We start from the raw sequence: 19941 nt of genomic DNA on the forward strand, positions 1-19941 counted from the left end.
CGGTTCTCAGATCGCCATCGCGGCGCGGACGTCCTCTTCGGAGGCCGAGCCGCCGGTGCCGCTGTGGGTCACCCGGCCGGCCTCGAGGATGTAGTACTGCTGTGCCGATTCCAGCGCGAACCCGATGTGCTGCTCGACCAGCAGGACCCCGAGGTTGCCGCGCTGCGTCAACGCCGTGATGGTCTCCTCGATCTCGTGCACCACCGACGGCTGGATACCTTCGGTGGGTTCGTCGAGGATCAGTGTCTTGGGCGTGGTGATCAGCGCCCGCGCGATGGCCAGCTGCTGGCGCTGGCCGCCCGAGAGCAGACCGGCGCGACGGGTCAGCAGTTCCTTGAGGGCCGGGAACAGGTCCAGCTGCTCATCGATCAGCTGCTTGCCGTTTTTGCGACCATCCGCCACCACCTGCAGGTTCTCCATGGTGGTCAGCTGCCCGAAGGACTGCTGGCCCTGCGGGACGTAGGCCAGCCCACGGGCCACCCGCGCCGACGGGCGCAGCTTGGTGATGTCCTCACCGTCGAACATCACCTTGCCCGCCGTGCACTTGAGCAGCCCGACCGCGGCCCGCAGCAGTGTCGTCTTGCCGGCTCCGTTGTGGCCCATCACCGCGGCCACGCCGTCCGAGGGCACCCCGACGCTGGCGCCGTGGATGACTTCGGACCGGCCGTATCCGGTGTGTACATCAACCAGTTGCAGCATCTACGACGCCTCCGTTTCGTCGAGTCCGTCGGCGCCGGCCGCGGCGGTTCCCAGATAGACCTCTTGCACCTTGGGGTTGGCCTGCACCTCGGCGACGGTGCCTTCGGCGATCACCTGGCCGCGGGCCAGCACCGTCACCGAGGTGGCGAACGCGCGCATGAAGTCCATGTCGTGTTCCACCACCACCACCGTGCGTTCGGCGCCGATGCGCCGCAACAGGTTTCCGGTCTCCTCCCGCTCCTCGGTGCTCATCCCGGCGACGGGCTCGTCGAGCAGCAGCACGTCGGCGTTCTGCACCAGCAGCATGCCGATCTCCAGCCACTGCTTCTGCCCGTGTGCCAGCACCCCCGCCGGTCTGTCGGCCAGATGTGCGAGCCCGGTGATCTCCAGGGCCTCCTCGATGGACGGCAGTACCGTCCCGCGGCGGCGCAGCAGTGTCCACCACGACCGGTCGGCGCCGGCTGCGATGTCGAGATTCTGCAGTACCGTGAGCTTTTCGAACACACTCGCGGTCTGGAACGTGCGTCCCACTCCGAGCTTGGCGATCTGGTGCACCTTCTTGCCCACCAGTTCCTTGCCGGACTTGTTGATCGATCCGGTGGCCGACACCAGGCCGGTGATCGCGTCGATCACCGTGGTCTTGCCGGCGCCGTTGGGCCCGATCAGAAACCGGAGATCACCCTGGAAGAGGGTGAGGTCGACGTTCTGTACCGCCTTGAACCCGTCGAAATCCACGGTGAGCCCGCGCACTTCGAGGTACTGGGCGCCCATGCCGGCGTTGCCGCCCGCGACGGGTTCCAGCGTGCCCGGGTGACTCATGAGGGCGCCCCCACTTTCTCGTTCTCGAGGTCAGGGTCGGAGTCCGGTACAGCTTCTTTCTCCGCGGCCTTGCGTTTCCGCTTGAGGAACACCGCCAGCCCGGCGAAGCCGGCGGGGAAGAAGCCGACGACCAGGATGAACAGCAGGCCCTGCCCGTAGGTCCACGCCGACGGGAACTGTTCGGAGAACAGGGTTTGCGCCCAGGCCACACCGATGGCGCCGAGCACCGGGCCCAGCAGGGTGGTGCGGCCGCCGATCGCCACGCCGATGAGGAACGCGATGGACGGCAGGATGCCGACCTGCGACGGGGCGATGAACCCGACGATCGGCGCGAACAGTGCACCGGCGATGCTGGCGAACAAGGCGGCGACGGTGTAGGCCACCACCTTGATGTTGGCGGGGTCATACCCCAGGAAGCGCACCCGCTCCTCGCCGTCGCGCACCGCCACCAGCAGTTCGCCATATCGGCTCTGCATGAGCTGCCGTGCGATGGCGACCACGGCGAGCAGCACTCCGGCGGCGATGAAGTACAGCATCTGGCGGTTCAGCGGGTCGTTAAGGTTGAACCCGAAGAACGTGCGGAACCTGTTGAGCCCGTTGGAACCTCCGAGGCCGGTCTGACCGATCAGCAGGATGGCCAGCGCCGCCGCCAGCGCCTGGGACAGGATGGCGAAATAGGCGCCCTTGACCCGGCGCTTGAACACCCCGAACCCCAGAGCCGCCGCGATCCCGGCCGGGATGATCAAGATGGCCAGCAATGTCACCAGGGGAGAGGCGAAAGGTGCCCAGTATCCGGGCAATTCACGGACACCCTGGATCTGCATGAAATCCGGCACGTCGTCGCCGGCGATCTGGGCATCGGCGACCTTGAGGTGCATCGCCATCATGTAGCCGCCGAGGCCGAAGAACACGCCCTGGCCCAGCACCAGCATGCCGCCGCGGCCCCAGGCCAGCCCGATGCCGACCGCCACGATGGCAAAGCACAGGAATCTGCCGAGCAGGCTGAGCCGGAAGTCCGACAGCACTGCGGGCATGACGCCGAAGAGCAGCACCGCGGCGATACCGAACCCCGCCCACGTCTGCCACCGGCCGAGAAGCCGTGTCATACGAGACTCCTTGTCCGAACGGTGAACAGGCCCTGTGGCCGGACCTGCAGGAAGATGACGATGAGCACGAAGAGGATCACCTTCGCCAGCGACGCCGTGGTGTTGTACTCGATGAACGAGTTCAAGAACCCGATGCCGAACGCCGCGATCACGGTGCCCTTGATCTGGCCCAGGCCACCGACGACGACCACCAGGAACGCGTCGATCAGATAACTCTGGCCGATGGTCGGGCTCGTCGAACCGATCAACGTCAGCGCCACACCGGCCACACCGGCCAGGCCGGAGCCGATGAAGAACGTGGTGATGTCGGTCTTGCGTGAGGAGATACCGCTGGTCTCAGCGAGATCGCGGTTCTGCACCACGGCTCGGATGCGGCGGCCCATGGGACTGACCTTGAGCACGACGGCCAGCACGGTCACACACACGACGGCCAGCACCAGGATGAAGATGCGGGTCTTGGGCACCACCGCGCCCATGATGTCGAAGCCGCCGGACAGCCAGGACGGGGCGATGACGTTGACCGCGGGTGCACCGAAGATGTCGCGGGCGACCTGCTGCAGGATCAGGCCGACACCGAACGTCACCAGCAGCGTGTCCAGCGGCCGGTGGTACATCCGCTGGATCAGCGTGACTTCCAGCAACACACCCAGCAGGCCGCCGATGAGGAATCCGACGATCAGCGAAATGATCAGTGAGACACCGGCACTGGAAACGATCTGTTGCACCAGGAAGGCGGTGTAGCAGCCGGCCATGATGAACTCGCCGTGCGCCATGTTGATGACGCCCATCTGACCGAAGGTCAACGACAATCCGAGTGCAGCGAGCAACAGGATCGAGCCGAGGCTCAATCCTGTTGCCAGCTGTCCGATCAGGACATCCATCTAGTCGTGCCTCAGCCGGAGAGTCCGGCGGCCCACGGGTAGGACTTCAGGAACGGATCCGGCTCGATCGGGCCGGGCGACTCCCAGATGGTGTAGATCAAACCGTCGGGCCGGATCTCGCCGATGCGCGCGGTCTTGGTGATGTGGTGGTTCTCGCCGTCGATGGTAACCAGACCTTCAGGAGCGTCGAACGTCACGCCGTCGGCGTTGTCCTGGATGGCCTTGGTGTCGAAGGCGCCGGCCTTCTCGACGGTGTTCTTCCACAGGTACACCGAGGTGTAGGCCGCTTCCATGGGGTCCGAGGTGGGCTTGTGGGCTCCGTAGGCCTTCTTGTAGGCCTCGACGAAGGCGGTGTTCACCGGAGTGTCGATGGTCTGGTAGTAGTTCCACGCGGTCAGCTGGCCGGTGATGTTCTCCACGCCGATACCGCCCACTTCTTCTTCGGCGATCGACACCGAGACCACCGGCATGTCCTGCGGGGTGAGGCCCACGTTGCGGTACTCGCGGAAGAACGCCACGTTGGAGTCGCCGTTGAGGGTGTTGAACACCGCGTCGGCATCGGCGGTGCGGACCTTGTTGACGATGGTGGAGAAGTCGGTGGAGCCCAGCGGGGTGTAGTCCTCGCCCTTGATCTCGATGCCGTTGGCCTCGGCGTAGGCCTTGATGATGCGGTTGGCGGTCTGCGGGAACACGTAGTCGCTGCCCACCAGGTAAAGGGACTTGACGCCCTTCTCCTTCAGGTAGTCCAGGGCGGGCACGATCTGCTGGTTGGTGGTGGCACCGGTGTAGAAGATGTTGGGCGAGGACTCCAGGCCCTCATACTGCACCGGGTAGTACAGCAGCGAGTTGGCGCTCTCGAACACCGGGAGCATGGCCTTGCGGCTCGAGGACGTCCAGCCGCCGAACACCGCGGCGACACAGTCGCTGCTGATCAGCTTCTCGGCCTTCTCGGCGAACACGGTGGGCTCGGAGGCGCCGTCTTCACCGATGAGTTCGATCTGCTTGTCCAAGACGCCGCCGGATGCGTTGATCTCGTCCACCGCCAGCTTGATGGCGTCGCGCACGGTCACCTCGGAGATGGCCATGGTGCCCGACAGCGAGTTCAGCGAGCCCACCTTGATCGTGGGTCCCTCGGTGTCGACGCACGATGCCGCCTCTGCGGCGGTGCCGGTGTCACTGGCTTTGCTACCGCAGCCGGACAGGATCAGGCTGGTAGCAAACAGCACGCCGCCGGCAGCAAGTGCCGACCGTTTCAACGACGAGCGATGGAGACGCACAGATCCACGCATCGAGAGCCTTTCATGAAAAGTAAGTGCGGCCCGCGACCAGAAATGCCCGTGAAAATGGCTCGTCGCGACCCGACCGGCACCCCCCGCGGGTGCCGAATCGGAACTTAAGGCGGTTATGTTTCTGGGAAATATCTGTGTGTCACGAACAAATTAACCTGGTGGCCAGACGGGGTTATCCCGATGTTTGACAGCTTGGCTATCGGCTTAGCTAGTCGGTGTTGCGTGGTCTGACCAAACTTCCGGCGGCGGTGTAACGATCAGGTAGCGTCGGCAGATATGACCAACATGCGAAAAGCGTCAATCACAGTTGGTGCGGCGGCTCTCCTGGCCGCTGCGGGCATCGCGGGTCCGGGCGTGGCCGGCGCCGAGCCGGTGGGCCAGCAGGTCAGGTACACGCTGGTGTCCGCGGCGCCCTATGAGTTCGACCTCTTCTACCTGACGTCGCAGCCGCCCAGCATGGCAGCCTTCAATGCTGACGCCTACGCCTATGCCAAGCGCGAGACGGTGAACCTGGCCCCGGGTGTGCCGTGGGTCTTCGAAACCACCATGGCCGACCCGCAGTGGGCCATCCTCCAGGTCGGCAGCACCACCCACGGTGGGCGGGCCGCTCCGAACGTGCACTGCGACATCGCCGTCGACGGCGTGGTCCAGGTTGCCCACGACGATCCCTACAACGTGCGGTGCCAGCTGTCGCAGTGGTGATCAACGGCTGACCGCCCTGGGCGCCCCATTGACAGCGCTGTCGAACATGTGTTCGCATTGAACGCATGCGGTGGGCAGCTCAGGGTGTGAACGTCGACGACGGGGCGCTGCCCGGTCTGCAGCGCATCGGCTTCATCCGCAGTGTCCGCACTCCACAGTTCGACGGCATCACCTTTCACGAGGTGCTGTGCAAGTCGGCGCTGAACAAAGTGCCCGACGCGTCCATGCTCCCGTTCAAGTTCACCGTGAACGGCTACCGCGGCTGCTCGCACGCCTGTCGGTACTGTTTCGCCCGCCCCACCCACGAGTACCTGGATCTCGATTGCGGTAACGACTTCGACACCCAGGTCGTGGTCAAGACCAATGTCGTCGATGTGCTGCGGCGGGAACTGAGCCGGCCCGGCTGGCGCCGCGAAACGGTGGCGCTGGGCACCAACACCGACCCGTATCAGCGAGCCGAGGGGCGCTATGCCCTGATGCCCGGGATCATCGCCGCGCTCACCGACTTCAAGACGCCGTTCTCGATCCTCACCAAAGGCACGCTGCTGCGGCGCGACCTCCCGCTGATCGCCGAGTCGGCCACGGAAATGCCTGTGTCGGTGTCTGTCTCGCTGGCCATCGGCGATGCCGAGTTGCACCGGCAGGTGGAACCCGGCACCCCGACCCCGCACGCGCGGCTGCAGCTGATCTCCGCCATCCGCGCGGCCGGTCTGGACTGCCACGTCATGGTGGCCCCGGTGCTGCCGTATCTCACCGATTCGGTCGAGCACCTCGACATCCTGTTGGGGCAGATCGCCGAGGCCGGCGCCACCAGCGTCACAGTGTTCGGCCTGCACCTGCGTGGCACCACCAGGGGCTGGTTCATGTCATGGCTGGCAAGCGCCTATCCGCAACTGGTGACGCCCTACCGCCAGCTCTATCGCCACGGGGCCTACCTACCGGAGGAGTACCGCGCCATGTTGCGCCAGCGGGCTGCTCCACTGGTGGCCAAGTACGGGCTCACCGGCGACGAGCGCCGGTTCTCCCGGGTGTCGCCGCCCGAGGCTGCACCTGCCGAGGACCTGCAGCCGACGCTGTTCTGATCTCGCTGTCTAATTCTGTTGTGCCGATTCGAATTTCATGACGTCCATGTTCCAGTAGCCGCGCATGTTGGCGATCTTGCCTTCGCTGTCGACGCGGTAGGTGAACACACCGCGGACCTCACTGCTGAACCCGCCCTCGAACTCGCTGCGCAGGACAAGGATGTGCGCGATCTCGTCGGGTGAGCTGGAGGGGAAGGTCTCCTCGCAAGTGATACGGAGCTTGTTCGACGCGATGTTGGTGTCATAGAACGCCGACACCGCCTCCTTGCCGCGCACGCCGGTGCCGTCGGGATTGGTGATGGCCTGGCCGATCGGGTCCTCGATCACCACGTCGTCGGCCATCAACCCCAGCCACGCCTGCTTGTCGTGCGACTGGACGGCTTTCCAGGAGGCTTGCGATGCGGCCAGAGCGGGGGAGACTTCGGTGGTGGGCTGGCTCATCGGGACAGAATAGCCAAACCGGAGTCCGAGGCGGCGCGGAACGAGCAGGTGTCGGAGCGGGTGGTTTCAGGTGCGGCTGCGCTTGACCTGGTTGAACGGCACGCCCCGGTCGGCGGCGTACTCGCGGGGGAAGCCGAGAATCCGTTCGCCGATGACGTTCTTGGCCATCTCGGTGCTTCCGCCGCCCAGGGCGGCGGTTTGCCGGGACAGATACCGCTCACCGACGCCGAGAAGCCCGTCGAGTTCGTCGACCACACCGGCGGTGCCTGCGATCGCCAGTGCGGTGTCGACTTCGAGTTCCACCTGTTCGGCGTGGTAGAGCCGGATCAAGGTGCCCGCCGTCGGCGGCAGCGAACCGTCGTTGACCCCGCGGAACACGTGGTCGATCAGCTGTTCTTTGACCGCTCGGTGCACCAGGGCGCGCCCGGCCAGCGCCTGGATCCGTGGATCGTCGGCCTGGCCGGTGGCCTCGGCGAGAGCGGCGAAGTCGGTGGGCGCCTCCTGGGCGTTCTCACTTCCCTTGCCGCTGGCGAACTCCGAGCCGCCGCCCACCGCGCGGCGTTCGTGGTACAGCTGCCGGGAGGCCACCGTCCAGCCGGCATTGACCTCGCCCACCACGGCGTCGTCGCCGAGTTCGAGGCCGTCGAAGAACTCCTCGCAGAACTCCTCCGACCCGTCGACCTGCTTGATGCGCCGCATGGTGATGCCGGGGCTGTTGATCGGCACCAGGAACATGGTGAGGCCCTCGTGCTTGGGTACGGCCCAATCGGTGCGCGCCAGCATCAAACCGTAGTCCGCGGCGAACGCGCTGGTGCTCCAGGTCTTGGCGCCGTTGATGATCCACGTGTCGCCCTGACGGTCAGCTCGGGTGATGACGCCGGCCAGATCGGACCCACCGTTGGGTTCGGACAGCAGCTGCACCAACACCTCGTCGCCCCGCAGTGCGGCCGAGATGCGGTCGCGCTTCTGATCCTCACTGCCGGTGTCGAGAATGGTGGCGCAGCAGATGGTGAAACTCGGTGTGTTGAGAATCAGCGGCATCTCATAGCTGCGGGTTTCCGCGTCGAACGCCTTCTGGTACTGGATCGGCAGTCCCAGCCCGCCATATTCGCGGGGGAAGCAGATTCCGGCGAATCCGCCTGTCCACAACAGTTTTTGCAGCTCGCGCGCACGGAGCCACGACCCTTCGTCGCCGCGGTCGGAGAACGGCGGGTTGTCCGGATCGATACGCGGCATGTTCTCGGCCAGCCAGGTGCGCGCCCTGGCGGCGAACTCGGCTACGGTCTCGGTGGCAACCGTGTCGGTCATGAGGCGAGTTCCACTTCGTTGAGCTGATGGTAGACGGCGATGTTCAGATCCTCCGGGGTGCCGAACAGCGAGCGGTACAGGGCAGCCCGGCGCAGGTAGAGGTGGAGGTCGTGTTCCCAGGTGACGCCGATCCCGCCGTGCAACTGCACACACTGCTGAACCGCGACCGGCAGGTGTTCGCCCACATAGGATTTGGCGATCTGTGTGGACAGCGCCGCGTTCGGTGAGCGCTGCGCCACGTCGGCCACCGCGGCCGCGGTGGTGGCGCGGCAGCATTCGAGCCACAGCTTCATGTCGGCGAACTTGTGTTTGAGTGCTTGGTAGGACGCCAGTGGGCGACCGAAAGTGTGCCGGTCGAAGGCCCACTGCACCGTCATGGTCAGCACGGCGTCGAAGATCCCCACGGATTCGGCGCACTGCAGCACCCGCGCAATCTGAGTCTGCCGGTCGATGAGCGCCTCCGTCTGCTCCGGGCTGCCCACCAGGGCGCCTTCGCCGACGTCGACGCCGTCGAAACGGACACGCGCATAACGCTTCACCATGTCCACCGACCGTTGCGGCTCGACGCTGACACCGGCGGAGTCCGTCGGCACCAGGAACTGGCGCACCCCGGCATCGGTGGCGGCAACCACCAGCAGCACACCGGCCTGGTCGCCGGCTTCGACCCGATCTTTCACCCCGTCGAGACGGTAACCGGAGCCGGTCGCGGCGGCCGTCACCTGAGGTGTCGACGGTGCCCATGGGCGTCGAGGTTCGTACACCGCCCAGGAGGCCACCAGTCCGCCCGAGACCAGGGCTTCGATGGTGCTTTCGTGCCCGGCGGGGGCTTCGGCCAGTGCGGCCAGCACCGTGCTGACCGGATGCAGCGGGCCGGGCGCCACGGTGCGCCCGATTTGCTGAGCCACCAGCGCCAGGTCGGACACCCCGTCCCCGGACACGCTGCCGCCGCCGAGTTCTTCGGGAACCAAGAGACTGGCCCAGCCCAGTTCTGCCGCGCGCTGCCACCAGTCCGGGGTGAAAGACGTGCCCTGTCGGTGCAGTTCGCGGACCCTGGCCAGGGACGCTTCCTTGTCCAGGAAGGCCTGAGCCGTGGAGGCGAACAGGATCTGTTCCGGGCTTGCGGCCTGCGTCACCGGCCCACCTCCCTGTAGTCCGTATGCCGAAAATGGCAATGGCATTACCGCTTTAGTGCAAACGACGTTACCATGCTGATGCGCCGCTGCATCAGGGGTGCGATATCCGCTGTCACTGCAGGTGGGAGGGTCATGACAACCGATTCGGACCAGGCGTTGTGGACGCTCGGCGAGCTCATCGACCTCTTCGACGTCGAGCTCACCGGAAGTGAACAGGTGAGCGCCGACACCGGTCGGGCCGGCGAGGACGACCGACAGGTGGTGGAGGGCACCCAGGTGCTGGCCCAGGCGATCGTCGCGGTCGCCAAACGGTTTCCGGACAAGTCCATCCGGTCAGCGCATGCGGTGTTCAGCAGGGCGGTGTTCGTCGGCGCCCCGGTGGAACTGGCCATCGACGTGGTGCATGAGGGACGGTCCACGGCCACCGCGGTGGTGACCGCCGCGCAGAACGGTAAACGGGCCATCACCGTCACGGTGCTCGCCGATGTGCCCTCCGGCGATGTCATCACCCACCATCTGCCCAAGCCGGAGGTGACCGCACCCGCAGACGCCAATGTCGCGCACATGCCCATGACCGGCAGGCAGGTGCGCCTGGTGGATGTGGTGGACGTCAACAGCCCCGACGAGGTGGGGCCACCGGAACTGCACGCCTGGCTGCACTACGACCCGGTGCCCACGCGTGAGGATCTGGCCAAAGCGCTGATCGCCTATTTCACCGGCCACCTGGGTATCTCGACCACCATGCGGGCACACGCCGGGATCGGCACCAGCCAGGCGCATCTGACCGTGTCGACGGCGCCCATGACCGTCACCGTCAGTTTTCACGAGCCCGTGCGCTGGGACGGCTGGCTGCTCTACACCCACGAGAGCACCCAGGTGGGCGCCGGCATGTCCTACGTGCGCGGCACGGTGCACACCGAGGATGGCGCCCTGCTGGCGTCGTTCGTCCAGGAGGGGTTGATCCGCCCGCTGCGTGCGGTCGACAACTCGATCGAGTCGAAGAGCCGGTTGTAGCTCACGCGAATTCGTTGCTCAGGGCCGAGGCGAGCACGCTCAGCGGCAGGCCGCCCAGATCCAGTGCGCGGCGGTGGAATTCCCGCAGCGAGACCCCGTCTGCGGTGACCTTGCTGCGCAACTGCTGCCAGATTCGCTGACCCACCGCGTACGACGGTGCCTGTCCCGGCCAGCCCAGATAGCGGTCCAGCTCGAAGCGCAGATTGTCCTCGGCCATCGCGCTGTGGGTGGTGAGGAACTCCCATGCGCGCGCGGCATCCCAGGTGCCGCCGTCGGGTGCGCTGAGTCCGCAATGGACACCGATGTCGATGACCACCCGGGCAGCGCGGAACCGCTGCGCGTCCAGCATGCCCATCCGGGTGCCCGGGTCGTCGAGCCAACCCAGCTCGGCCATCAGGCGTTCGGCGTAGAGCGCCCAACCCTCACCGTGCCCGGACACCCAGCACGCCAACCGTCTCCAGCGGTTGAGCTGATCGGCCAGCACCACCGCGCGGCCGATCTGCAGGTGATGCCCCGGCACACCCTCGTGGAACACCGTGGTGGTCTCCTGCCAGGTGTGGAAGGTGTCCACCGCAGGCGGCACCGACCACCACATCCTGCCCGGGCGGGTCAGGTCCTCGGAGGGCCCGGTGTAGTAGATGCCGCCGTTCTGCGTCGGCGCGATCCGGCACTCCAGTTTGCGCAACGGGTCGGCGATGTCGAAGTGGGTGTCGGCCAGGGCGTCCACCGCGCGGTCCGACAGATCCTGCATCCACCGCTGAAGCGCATCGGTTCCGGTGATGACGTAGCGCGGGTCCGCGTCGAGGCGTTTGATCGCGCCCGCCACCGACTCGCCCGGATACAGCTGTTGGGCGATCGATTCCTGTTCGGCGACAATGCTTTCCAGTTGCTGCAAACCCCAGGCGTAGGTTTCGTCGAGGTCCACCTCGGTGCCCAGGAAGGCCCGCGAGTGCAGCCGGTACGCCTCACGCCCACAGGCGTCCTCAGCGCCGGCCGCCGGCAGGATGTCGCTCTTCAGCGCGTCCGCCAACTCGGCGTAGGCGGCGCCGGCGGCTTCGGCATGGCGCAACAGGTCGTTGTTGAGCAGCGGGCTCTTGGCCGGCTCCCCGGCGACCATCCCCACGAACAGCCCCTGGGTCCGGTGTGCCTGGGCGATACCGCGCTCGACCTGACGGGCCGCCGGTGCATGGCCCCGGGCGGCGGCCTCCCGCAGCGCCGCGGCGTAACCGCGCACCCGTTCGGGGATCAGCGCCAGCCGGCGATCGATCACCGCCCAGTCCGAATCGGTGTCGGTGGGCATCAGATCGAAGACGTTGCGCATGATCTGCAACGGGGAGTCGATGACGTTCAGCTCGCCGATGTCGAGGCCCGCCTCGTGCCGATCCAGGGCGACGCCGAGGCGCTCGCGCATGGCGGCCACCGTGACCCGGTCGGTGTCGTCCACCGGGTCGACGGTGCCGAGCTCGGCCAGTGCCGCCCGCGCGGCGTCGGCGCGTGCCGTCACCCCGTCGGGGGAGTAGTCGGTCAGCTCGTCGTCATGCCCGAGGACGCCGAGTTCGGTTGCGCCGCAGGGGTCCAGCGTGGCAAAGGTGTCCAGGTAGCGTTCGGCGACCTCGTCGACCGCCGTCGTGCCCCTAGCCAAGGTCGTTCGTCGCGAAGGTGTCGCAGGTGTTCGGGTCGCCGGTGCGATAACCCTGCGTGAACCATTTCTGGCGTTGTTCGGCCGAACCGTGGGTCCAGGCCTCGGGATTCACCCGGCCCGTCGCCGCCTCCTGGATGCGGTCGTCGCCCACCGACGCCGCCGCGGACAGGGCATCGTTGATGTCGTTGTCGCTCAACGGTTGTAGAAAAGTCACATCGGTTCCCGGCTGTTTGGTGATGGCGGCGTAGTGCGCCCAGACCCCGGCATAGCAGTCGGCCTGCAGTTCGGTGCGCACACCGTTGCCCGTGGCGCCCTGTGCGCCCTGCTGCGCGCGGCCCAGCACGCCGAGCAGGTTCTGCACGTGGTGGCCGTACTCATGGGCCACCACGTACTCCTGCGCCAACGGTCCACCGCTGGAACCGAATTGAGTGACCAGAACGTCGAAGAAATCGGTGTCGAAATAGGCGGTCTGATCACCGGGGCAGTAGAACGGTCCCACGTCACTGGTGGCCGGCCCGCATGCGGTGTCGACCGATCCGGTGAAGAGCCGCATCTGCGGCCGGCTGTAGTCGGGCAGCAACTCGGCCCACACCGCATCCACGGAGTTGCCGGTGGCGATCACCCGGCAGTCGACGTTGGTGTTGGCGTCCACACCGCTGCGGCACTGGCTGATGTCCACACCGGGCGCCTCGACCCCCTGGGTGTCGAGTGGTTGTTGGCTCAGGATGTTTCCCGGGTCCACCCCGAGGAACAGCGCCAGCACCACGATCACCAGACCCCCGACACCGCCACCGATGGCCATGCCGCGACCGGGGCCGCGACCGCCGCCGCTGGATGTGGTGGTGCTCGTGTCGATCTGCATACCTTCGTTGAAAGTCATCGCAGACCCCTCCCTGACAGCTCTTGGGCCACCGGCCTCAACGTGCGCATAAAGCTTCGCACACTAGGATTCTGACGTGACCCACCTCGTCGAACTCTCGACTCTGGCGCACACGTCGGAGGGTGTGCTGCGCGGCACCACCGAAGGTGGGGTGGCGGTCTGGCGTGGTGTGCCCTACGCGCAGCAGCCGGTGGGTGACCGGCGCTTCCAGGCCCCCGCGCCGCTGCGTCCCTGGTCGGGTGTCCGTGATGTGGTGGAGCACGGGCCCCTGCCTCCGCAGGGCAGGTCCTTCGTCGGCGGCGGCCGCGACGATCCCAAGATCAGGGACGAGGCCTGCCTGACGGTGACGGTGTGGTCTCCCGACACGTCGGGCTCGTTGCCGGTGATGGTCTGGATTCCCGGGGGCGCGTTCGTCTACGGGGCCGGGCAACTGCAGCTGTACAACGGGTCGCGGCTGGCCGCCAACGGTGTCGTCGTCGTCAACGTCACCTACCGGATCGGGGTGTTCGGGGGTTTCGAACTGGGCTCACTGGGCGACGGGTTCGACGACAATCTCTGTCTGCGTGACCAACTCGCGGCGCTGCGCTGGGTGCGCGAGAACATCGCGGCGTTCGGCGGCGACCCCGAGCGGGTCACGGTATTCGGCGAGTCGGCGGGTGCGACGTCGGTGCTGGCGCTGTTGGCGTGCCCGGCGGCCGAGGGCCTGTTCGCCCGGGCCATCGCGCAGAGCCCGGCCCTGCCGCTGATCGCCGACCGGGAAACGCGCGCCGCACAGGCCGAGCGTTTCCTGGAGACGGTGGGGGTGGGACCCGCGGAGCTCAAGGAGTTGCCGCAGCGGCGGCTGCGCCGCGCCGCCGGCGTGATCCAGTTGCACAGCGCGGCGACGTCCCCGACGCTGGCCTACGGGCTGACCCATGGGACCGAACTGTTGCCGCACCATCCCATCGAGGCCGCCCGCCGCGGCGCCGTGAGCCGGGTGCCGCTGATCATCGGCACCAACAGCCACGAGGCGTCGATGTTCGCCTGGACCAAGCCGCCGATGCTGCCGACGACGCTGGAGACCGTCGACGCCTTCTTCTCCCGCGCCGATCCGCGGGCACGCGAACAGGTGCTGGGCGGATATCCGGAATTCCCGCGCCGGCGGGCGTTGATCTCGATCGGTTCCGATGTGATGTTCGGTGCCCCGGTTTGGGCGTTCACCGACGCGTACAGCGCGCATGCCCCCACCTACGTCTACCGCTTCGAGCACACCACCTGGACGCTGCGGGCGCTCGGTCTCGGCGCCACCCACGGCAGCGAGATCGTGCACATCCAGCACAGCTACGGGTCGTACCTGGGCCGCAAGCTGCACCCGCTCGGCCGTCGGCTCCAGCCCGGGGTGGGGCGGCGGATGCAGCGGACCTGGCTGAACTTCGCCACTCACGGCTGGGAACCGGACGCCGGGCGGGATCCGGTGTGGGATCCGGAGTGGCCGCGCTACGACGCCGACGCCCGCGCCACCCGCGTCATCCAGACCGCCCGCGACATCACCGTCGAGGATCCCGACCGGGTTCGTCGCGCTGCCTGGTCAGGCCTGTACTAGCCGGGCGTCGGTGTAGCGGCGCAGGTTGTGCAGGAACCGCTGGAACAGCCACCCCATCACCGGCCGGCCAAGGAACATGCCGAGGCTGCCCGCCGGCCCGTTCGGTTTGATGGCCATCACCCAGGTCAGGTGGCAACCCTGGGCAGTCTCGACGACGCGGTATTCCTCGGCGAAGGCGGAGATGGCGTTGGTGGTCGCGGTGTTGAACCGGAAAGCCATGTGTGTGAACGGTTCCCAGGCCAGGAACTCCTCCTCGCCCACGATGAAGCCGCGCATGTGCACGGTGCGGGTGGTGCCGACGCCGAACGGCTTCGGGCTGGTCCAGATGACTTTGGTGATCACCGAGGCCCACTGCGGCCAGGAGGTCTCGTCGGAGAGGACCTCGAACAGTTGTTGCGGGGTGATGGCCAGGTCGACGGTGCTCACGAACCGGTAGGGCGCGGTGTCGACGAAGCTCAGGTCGACGTGCTCGCAGGGATAGCTCTTGGCCATGGGCACCTCCAGGTAGACAGCTCACGATAACTGTCTACTGCCGTGGCGGGGAATGCCGGGCGACGCCCTCTTTTCATGGTGTCCGGCCCTGTCTCCCCCTCGTACCGCAGGCTCGTCGACCGGCCACCTAGACTGTTCCAGTCTTTCGAGCCATCCGAACAAGGAGTATTTGTGCTGCGCAGTCACACCGCGGGTTCGTTGCGGGCAACCGACGCCGGCCAGACCGTGACGTTGGCGGGCTGGGTGGCGCGCCGCCGCGATCACGGCGGTGTCATCTTCATCGACCTGCGCGACTCTTCCGGAGTGTCCCAGGTGGTGTTCCGCGAGGCGGGCGTGCTCGAGCAGGCGCACCGGTTGCGCGCCGAGTTCTGTGTCCTGGTCGAGGGTGTGGTGGAGATCCGTCCCGAGGGCAACGCGAACACCGAGATCGCGACCGGCGAGATCGAGGTGAACGCCACCTCGCTGACGGTGCTGAGCGAGAGCGCGCCGCTGCCGTTCCAGCTCGACGACACCGCCGGCGAGGAAGCCCGGCTGAAGTACCGCTACCTCGACCTGCGCCGCGAAGGCCCCGGCAATGCGTTGCGGCTGCGCTCCAAGGTCAACGCCGCCGCCCGTTCGGTGCTGGCCGAGCACGATTTCGTGGAGATCGAGACGCCGACGCTGACCCGTTCGACGCCGGAAGGCGCCCGCGACTTCCTGGTGCCCGCGCGCCTGCAGCCGGGCTCGTTCTACGCCCTGCCGCAGAGCCCGCAGCTGTTCAAGCAGCTGCTGATGGTTGCCGGGATGGAGCGCTACTACCAGATCGCGCGCTGCTACCGCGACGAGGATTTCCGCGCCGACCGCCAGCCCGAATTCACCCAGCTGGACATGGAGCTGAGTTTCGTCGACGCCGACGACGTGATCGCGGTGTCCGAGCAGATCCTCAAAGCCCTGTGGGCGCTCATCGGCTACGACCTGCCGCTGCCGTTGCCGCGTATCGGCTACGCCGAGGCCATGAGCCGATTCGGTTCGGACAAGCCCGATCTGCGCTTCGGTGTCGAGCTCGTCGAGTGCACCGACTATTTCAAAGAGACCCCGTTCCGGGTGTTCCAGGCGCCGTATGTCGGCGCGGTCGTCATGCCCGGCGGCGCGTCGCAGCCGCGGCGCACCCTGGACGGCTGGCAGGAGTTCGCCAAACAGCGTGGGCACAAGGGCCTGGCCTATGTCCTGATCGCCGAGGACGGCACCCTGGGCGGGCCCGTCGCCAAGAACCTGTCCGACGCCGAACGCGAGGGCCTGGCCGCGCACGTCGGCGCCGAGCCCGGCGACTGCGTCTTCTTCGCTGCCGGCACCCCGAAGGCTGCTCGCGGGTTGCTGGGCGCCACCCGCATCGAGATCGCCAAGCGCCTCGACCTGATCGACCCGAACGCGTGGGCGTTCACCTGGGTGGTGGACTGGCCGCTGTTCGAGCCGGCGGACGAGGCCGCCGCCCACGGTGACGTCGCCGTCGGCTCTGGGGCCTGGACCGCTGTGCACCACGCGTTCACCTCACCGCAGCCGTCGTCGCTGGACACCTTCGACACCGAACCCGGCTCGGCGCTGGCCAACGCTTACGACATCGTGTGCAACGGCAACGAGATCGGTGGGGGTTCCATCCGTATCCACCGCCGCGACGTGCAGGAGCGGGTGTTCGCGATGATGGGCATCGACCACGACGAGGCCCAGGACAAGTTCGGCTTCCTGTTGGACGCGTTCACCTTCGGCGCACCGCCGCACGGCGGTATCGCCTTCGGCTGGGACCGTATCGTCGCGCTGCTATCCGGGGTGGACTCCATCCGCGAGGTGATCGCGTTCCCGAAGTCCGGCGGCGGCGTCGACCCGCTGACCGATGCACCCGCGCCGATCACACCGCAGCAGCGCAAGGAATCCGGTATCGACGCCAAGCCGAAGTCCGCCGAGGACGCCAAACCCAAGGCGGTTTAGGCCTCTTACCGCGGCGGTCGGCTAGACCGCAAACACCTGGTCGTCGTCGGCGAATGCCTTGAACTCCAACGCATTTCCGGCCGGGTCGTAGAGGAACATGGTCCACTGTTCGCCCGGCTGACCCTCGAAGCGGACGTACGGCTCGATGACGAACTGTTGCTCGGCGGCTTTGAGCCGGGCCGCGAGTTCGTGGAATCGGGTGACGGTGAGGACCAGCCCGAAGTGCGGCACGGGAACGTCGTGGCCGTCGACGGGATTGTGGGCTCGTGCCGGTGGTTGCGCAACCTTGTGGGTGACGAGCTGGTGGCCGTGGAAGTTCCAGTCGGTCCAGTTGGTGTCGGTGCGGCCCTGCTCGCATCCCAGGATGTCGCCGTAGAACGTGCGGGCGGCGTCGAGATCGTCGACCGGCACCGCCAGATGAAAGCGGGGGATGGGGGAGTCGAGGACTGCGCTCACGTCGCACCTTTCAACGGGATCAGCGGATGTCTGAATGTTAACATTCTGACAAATCGAGGGAGGCGCTGTGACCGTTGCACCCGCCCGGCGGCGCGGATTGGCCGCGGAGGTGGCCGACAACATCCGCGACGCGATCTTCGCCGGCGGCTACCCGCTCGGTTCGTCGCTGCGAGAGGTGGAACTCTCCACGGCGCTGCGCGTGAGCCGCGGCCCGGTGCGAGAGGCGCTTCTGCTGCTGGAACGCGAAGGCCTGGTGCGCAGTGAGTGGCACCGTGGAACCACGGTGGCTGCGCTGTCGGATGAAGATGTCGCCGAATTGCATTCGCTGCGTAGCGCATTGGAGGAGCTTGCGGTCCGGTTGGTGGTGGGCGGCGACCGGGATCTGACGGAGGTGGACCAGGCGGTGGCGGCCATGGCTCGCGCCGAGACCGCGCACGACATGGTGCGCTGCGATATCGCTTTCCACGACGCCGTGTACCACGCGGCCAAGCACTCGCGGTTGACCGTGGCGTGGCAGGCCATCCGCTCGCAGGTGTATCTGCTGCTGCTGACCCGAATCGGGGTGGACACCACCGATTACCTGACCCATCTGCCCGCCGAGCACCGGGAACTCGCCGAGGTGTTGCGCGTCGGGGATGTGGACGCCGCTGTGGCGTTGTTCGCTGTTCACCGGGAGCACGCGATGGGCGTGCTCGGCGTGAGGCACGATGGCAGTCGTGACCGACATGCCTGACTTGAACGCATTCAACGCCGCGATCGTCGACGAGTTCCGCACCAATGGCGGCAAGGTGGGCGGGCCGTTCGACGGCGCCACCCTGCTGTTGCTGCACACCACCGGAGCCAAGAGTGGTCAACCCCGGCTCTCACCGCTGGCGTATCTGACCATCGACGGCAAGATGCTGATCGTCGGCTCCTACGCGGGTGCGCCGAAAGACCCGGCGTGGGTGCACAACCTGCGGGCCAACCCCCGCGCACACATCGAAGTCGGCACCGACGCCTACGACGTGAACGTGCGCGAATTGCCCTCCGACGAGCGCGACGAGCTGTACGCCAAGGTGGTGGCCGTCGCCCCGGGTTTCGGTGAGTACCAGGCCAAGACAACCCGCGTCATCCCGCTGTTCGAGCTCACCCGAGCGTGAGTTCGGCGCGCTCGTAACCGCTCAGCGGTTGTGAGCGCGCCGAAATCTCAGAGAGCTTCGATGATGGTGGCGTTGGCCATGCCGCCGCCTTCACACATGGTCTGCAGGCCGTAGCGGCCGCCGCGCTGGTGCAGGGCGTTGACCAGAGTGGTCATGATGCGGGCACCGCTGGCGCCCAGCGGGTGTCCGATCGCGATGGCACCGCCGTTGACGTTGGTCTTGGCCAGGTCAGCCCCGGTGTCCCGGGCCCAGCTGAGCACCACGGGCGCAAACGCCTCGTTCACCTCGAACAGATCGATGTCCTTGATGGTCAATCCGGCCCGGTGCAACACCTTCTCGGTGGCGGGGATGACGCCGGTCAGCATGTACAGCGGGTCGGAACCGACGACCGTGGTGGTGTGGATGCGGGCCAAGGGCTCGAGCCCGAGGCGTCGCGCCGTCGCACCGCTGGTGATCATCACCGCGGCGCTGCCGTCTGACAGGGGCGACGAGTTGCCCGGCGTGATCTCCCAGTTGATCTGCGGGAAGCGGGCGCTGTACGCCTCGTTGTAGAACGCCGGCTTGAGCCCGGCCAGCGTCTCGACAGTGGTGCCGGGCCGGATGATCTCGTCGGTGCTCAGACCGGCGATCGGCGCCAGCTCGTTGTCGAACAGCCCTTCCTTGGTGGCCCGGGCGGCCTTCTCGTGGCTGGCCGCGGAGAACTCGTCGAGCTCGAGGCGCGAGAGGCCCCACTTGGCGGCGATCAACTCGGCGCTGATGCCCTGCGGCACAAGACCTTCGGGATAGCGGGCGGCCATGTCGTTGCCGAACGGGTTGCTGCCGGGCAGGACCGAACTACCCATCGGCACCCGGCTCATGGACTCCACACCCGCGGCGATGACGATGTCGTAGGCGCCCGCGAGCACACCCTGGGCGGCGAAACTGATGGCCTGTTGGCTGCTGCCACACTGGCGGTCGACGGTGGTACCCGGAACGGATTCCGGGAAGCCCGCGCCCAACAGGGCGTTGCGGGCGATGTTGACGGCCTGATCGCCCACCTGGGTGACGGCTCCGGCGATGACGTCATCGACCTCCGCCGGGTTGATCCCGGTGCGGGCGACGAGTTCGCGCAGGCTGTGCGCCAGTAGGTCGGCGGGCAGCACGCCGTGCAAAGCGCCGTTGGCTTTGCCCTTGCCGATCGGTGTGCGCACCGCACCCACGATCACCGCATCCCGGTCTGAAAATCCGGTCATTTTTCCTCCTGACGCTCACCGCTGAGTATCGTTGTGTATATCCAGATATAGCACCTGGGTATAGTTAGAACAACTCAGATGA

Annotated in this window: 20 protein-coding genes; 7 read left to right on the top strand and 13 right to left on the bottom strand. The window is 66.9% G+C overall.

Annotated elements, in window-relative coordinates:
* Window positions 1-6: 6 nt before the first annotated feature.
* From urtE to urtA, 5 genes are read right to left on the bottom strand one after another with little or no spacing between them, the layout of a single operon-like run.
* Window positions 7-699 (bottom strand): urea ABC transporter ATP-binding subunit UrtE, encoded by a 693-nt coding sequence (gene urtE / locus AC3A6P_RS16370; protein ID WP_487692700.1) that lies wholly within the window; start codon window positions 697-699, stop codon window positions 7-9.
* The gene (gene urtD / locus AC3A6P_RS16375) at window positions 700-1518 is read right to left on the bottom strand and encodes an urea ABC transporter ATP-binding protein UrtD (RefSeq protein WP_487692701.1); all 819 of its coding nucleotides are present in this window, start codon (window positions 1516-1518) and stop codon (window positions 700-702) included.
* Entirely contained in the window at window positions 1515-2624 is a 1110-nt protein-coding gene (gene urtC, locus AC3A6P_RS16380) for an urea ABC transporter permease subunit UrtC (RefSeq protein WP_487692702.1), read from the bottom strand. The genes urtD and urtC overlap by 4 nt, the downstream gene beginning before the upstream one ends.
* On the bottom strand, window positions 2621-3505 hold the full coding sequence (gene urtB, locus AC3A6P_RS16385) for an urea ABC transporter permease subunit UrtB (protein ID WP_487692703.1): 885 nt from the start codon (window positions 3503-3505) through the stop codon (window positions 2621-2623). Before urtB ends, urtC begins: the two co-directional genes overlap by 4 nt.
* 11 nt (window positions 3506-3516) lie before the next feature.
* Window positions 3517-4782, bottom strand: a complete 1266-nt coding sequence (gene urtA, locus AC3A6P_RS16390; RefSeq protein ID WP_487692704.1) for an urea ABC transporter substrate-binding protein — start codon at window positions 4780-4782, stop codon at window positions 3517-3519.
* Between the two features lie 288 nt (window positions 4783-5070).
* On the opposite strand from urtA, the gene AC3A6P_RS16395 reads away from it, so the two are divergent.
* Together AC3A6P_RS16395 and AC3A6P_RS16400 are read left to right on the top strand one after the other, a co-directional pair.
* A complete protein-coding gene (locus tag AC3A6P_RS16395) occupies window positions 5071-5496 on the top strand; it encodes a hypothetical protein (RefSeq protein WP_487692705.1) in 426 nt (141 codons plus the stop codon).
* A 65-nt stretch (window positions 5497-5561) separates the two neighbouring features.
* Window positions 5562-6578, top strand: coding sequence for an Rv2578c family radical SAM protein (locus AC3A6P_RS16400; RefSeq protein ID WP_487692706.1), 1017 nt, complete (start codon window positions 5562-5564; stop codon window positions 6576-6578).
* Between the two features lie 9 nt (window positions 6579-6587).
* On the opposite strand, the gene AC3A6P_RS16405 is transcribed toward AC3A6P_RS16400, so the two are convergent.
* From AC3A6P_RS16405 to AC3A6P_RS16415, 3 genes are all read right to left on the bottom strand, one after another.
* The gene (locus AC3A6P_RS16405; protein WP_487692707.1) at window positions 6588-7019 is read right to left on the bottom strand and encodes a nuclear transport factor 2 family protein; all 432 of its coding nucleotides are present in this window, start codon (window positions 7017-7019) and stop codon (window positions 6588-6590) included.
* A gap of 66 nt (window positions 7020-7085) precedes the next feature.
* On the bottom strand, window positions 7086-8327 hold the full coding sequence (locus tag AC3A6P_RS16410) for an acyl-CoA dehydrogenase family protein (RefSeq protein ID WP_487692708.1): 1242 nt from the start codon (window positions 8325-8327) through the stop codon (window positions 7086-7088).
* Window positions 8324-9460, bottom strand: coding sequence for an acyl-CoA dehydrogenase family protein (locus tag AC3A6P_RS16415; protein ID WP_487692709.1), 1137 nt, complete (start codon window positions 9458-9460; stop codon window positions 8324-8326). Before AC3A6P_RS16415 ends, AC3A6P_RS16410 begins: the two co-directional genes overlap by 4 nt.
* A 132-nt stretch (window positions 9461-9592) precedes the next feature.
* Here AC3A6P_RS16415 and AC3A6P_RS16420 point away from each other — a divergent pair, with 132 nt between their 5' ends.
* Window positions 9593-10474 carry an acyl-CoA thioesterase gene (locus AC3A6P_RS16420; RefSeq protein WP_487692710.1) on the top strand — a complete coding sequence of 294 codons (882 nt, stop codon included), beginning with the start codon at window positions 9593-9595 and terminating at the stop codon, window positions 10472-10474.
* A 1-nt stretch (window position 10475) separates the two neighbouring features.
* Here AC3A6P_RS16420 and AC3A6P_RS16425 read toward each other — a convergent pair whose 3' ends face one another.
* Together AC3A6P_RS16425 and ypfJ are read right to left on the bottom strand one after the other, a co-directional pair.
* Window positions 10476-12116, bottom strand: coding sequence for a DUF885 domain-containing protein (locus tag AC3A6P_RS16425; RefSeq protein WP_487692711.1), 1641 nt, complete (start codon window positions 12114-12116; stop codon window positions 10476-10478).
* A complete protein-coding gene (ypfJ, locus tag AC3A6P_RS16430; RefSeq protein WP_487692712.1) occupies window positions 12109-12996 on the bottom strand; it encodes a KPN_02809 family neutral zinc metallopeptidase in 888 nt (295 codons plus the stop codon). The genes AC3A6P_RS16425 and ypfJ overlap by 8 nt, the downstream gene beginning before the upstream one ends.
* 76 nt (window positions 12997-13072) lie before the next feature.
* On the opposite strand from ypfJ, the gene AC3A6P_RS16435 reads away from it, so the two are divergent.
* Window positions 13073-14578: a carboxylesterase/lipase family protein gene (locus AC3A6P_RS16435; protein ID WP_487692713.1), complete on the top strand. Its 1506-nt coding sequence runs from the start codon at window positions 13073-13075 to the stop codon at window positions 14576-14578.
* Here AC3A6P_RS16435 and AC3A6P_RS16440 read toward each other — a convergent pair.
* Complete coding sequence (locus tag AC3A6P_RS16440; RefSeq protein WP_487692714.1) at window positions 14564-15070, bottom strand: SRPBCC family protein; 507 nt, start codon at window positions 15068-15070, stop codon at window positions 14564-14566. The two genes, AC3A6P_RS16435 and AC3A6P_RS16440, sit on opposite strands and share 15 nt — an antisense overlap.
* Before the next feature lie 171 nt (window positions 15071-15241).
* Between AC3A6P_RS16440 and aspS the strand changes: the two genes are divergently transcribed.
* Entirely contained in the window at window positions 15242-17032 is a 1791-nt protein-coding gene (aspS, locus tag AC3A6P_RS16445) for an aspartate--tRNA ligase (protein WP_487692715.1), read from the top strand.
* Between the two features lie 21 nt (window positions 17033-17053).
* Here aspS and AC3A6P_RS16450 read toward each other — a convergent pair whose 3' ends face one another.
* The gene (locus tag AC3A6P_RS16450; protein WP_487692716.1) at window positions 17054-17488 is read right to left on the bottom strand and encodes a VOC family protein; all 435 of its coding nucleotides are present in this window, start codon (window positions 17486-17488) and stop codon (window positions 17054-17056) included.
* A gap of 67 nt (window positions 17489-17555) precedes the next feature.
* Between AC3A6P_RS16450 and AC3A6P_RS16455 the strand changes: the two genes are divergently transcribed.
* Both AC3A6P_RS16455 and AC3A6P_RS16460 read left to right on the top strand, forming a co-directional pair.
* Window positions 17556-18221 (top strand): GntR family transcriptional regulator, encoded by a 666-nt coding sequence (locus AC3A6P_RS16455; RefSeq protein WP_487692717.1) that lies wholly within the window; start codon window positions 17556-17558, stop codon window positions 18219-18221.
* Entirely contained in the window at window positions 18214-18627 is a 414-nt protein-coding gene (locus AC3A6P_RS16460) for a nitroreductase family deazaflavin-dependent oxidoreductase (RefSeq protein WP_487692744.1), read from the top strand. Before AC3A6P_RS16455 ends, AC3A6P_RS16460 begins: the two co-directional genes overlap by 8 nt.
* Before the next feature lie 47 nt (window positions 18628-18674).
* Here the strand turns inward: AC3A6P_RS16460 and AC3A6P_RS16465 are convergent, their stop codons facing one another.
* Entirely contained in the window at window positions 18675-19859 is a 1185-nt protein-coding gene (locus AC3A6P_RS16465; protein ID WP_487692718.1) for a thiolase family protein, read from the bottom strand.
* Window positions 19860-19941: the final 82 nt, after the last annotated feature.

The sequence above is a fragment of the Mycobacterium sp. Soil_C_30 genome, from assembly GCF_057656995.1.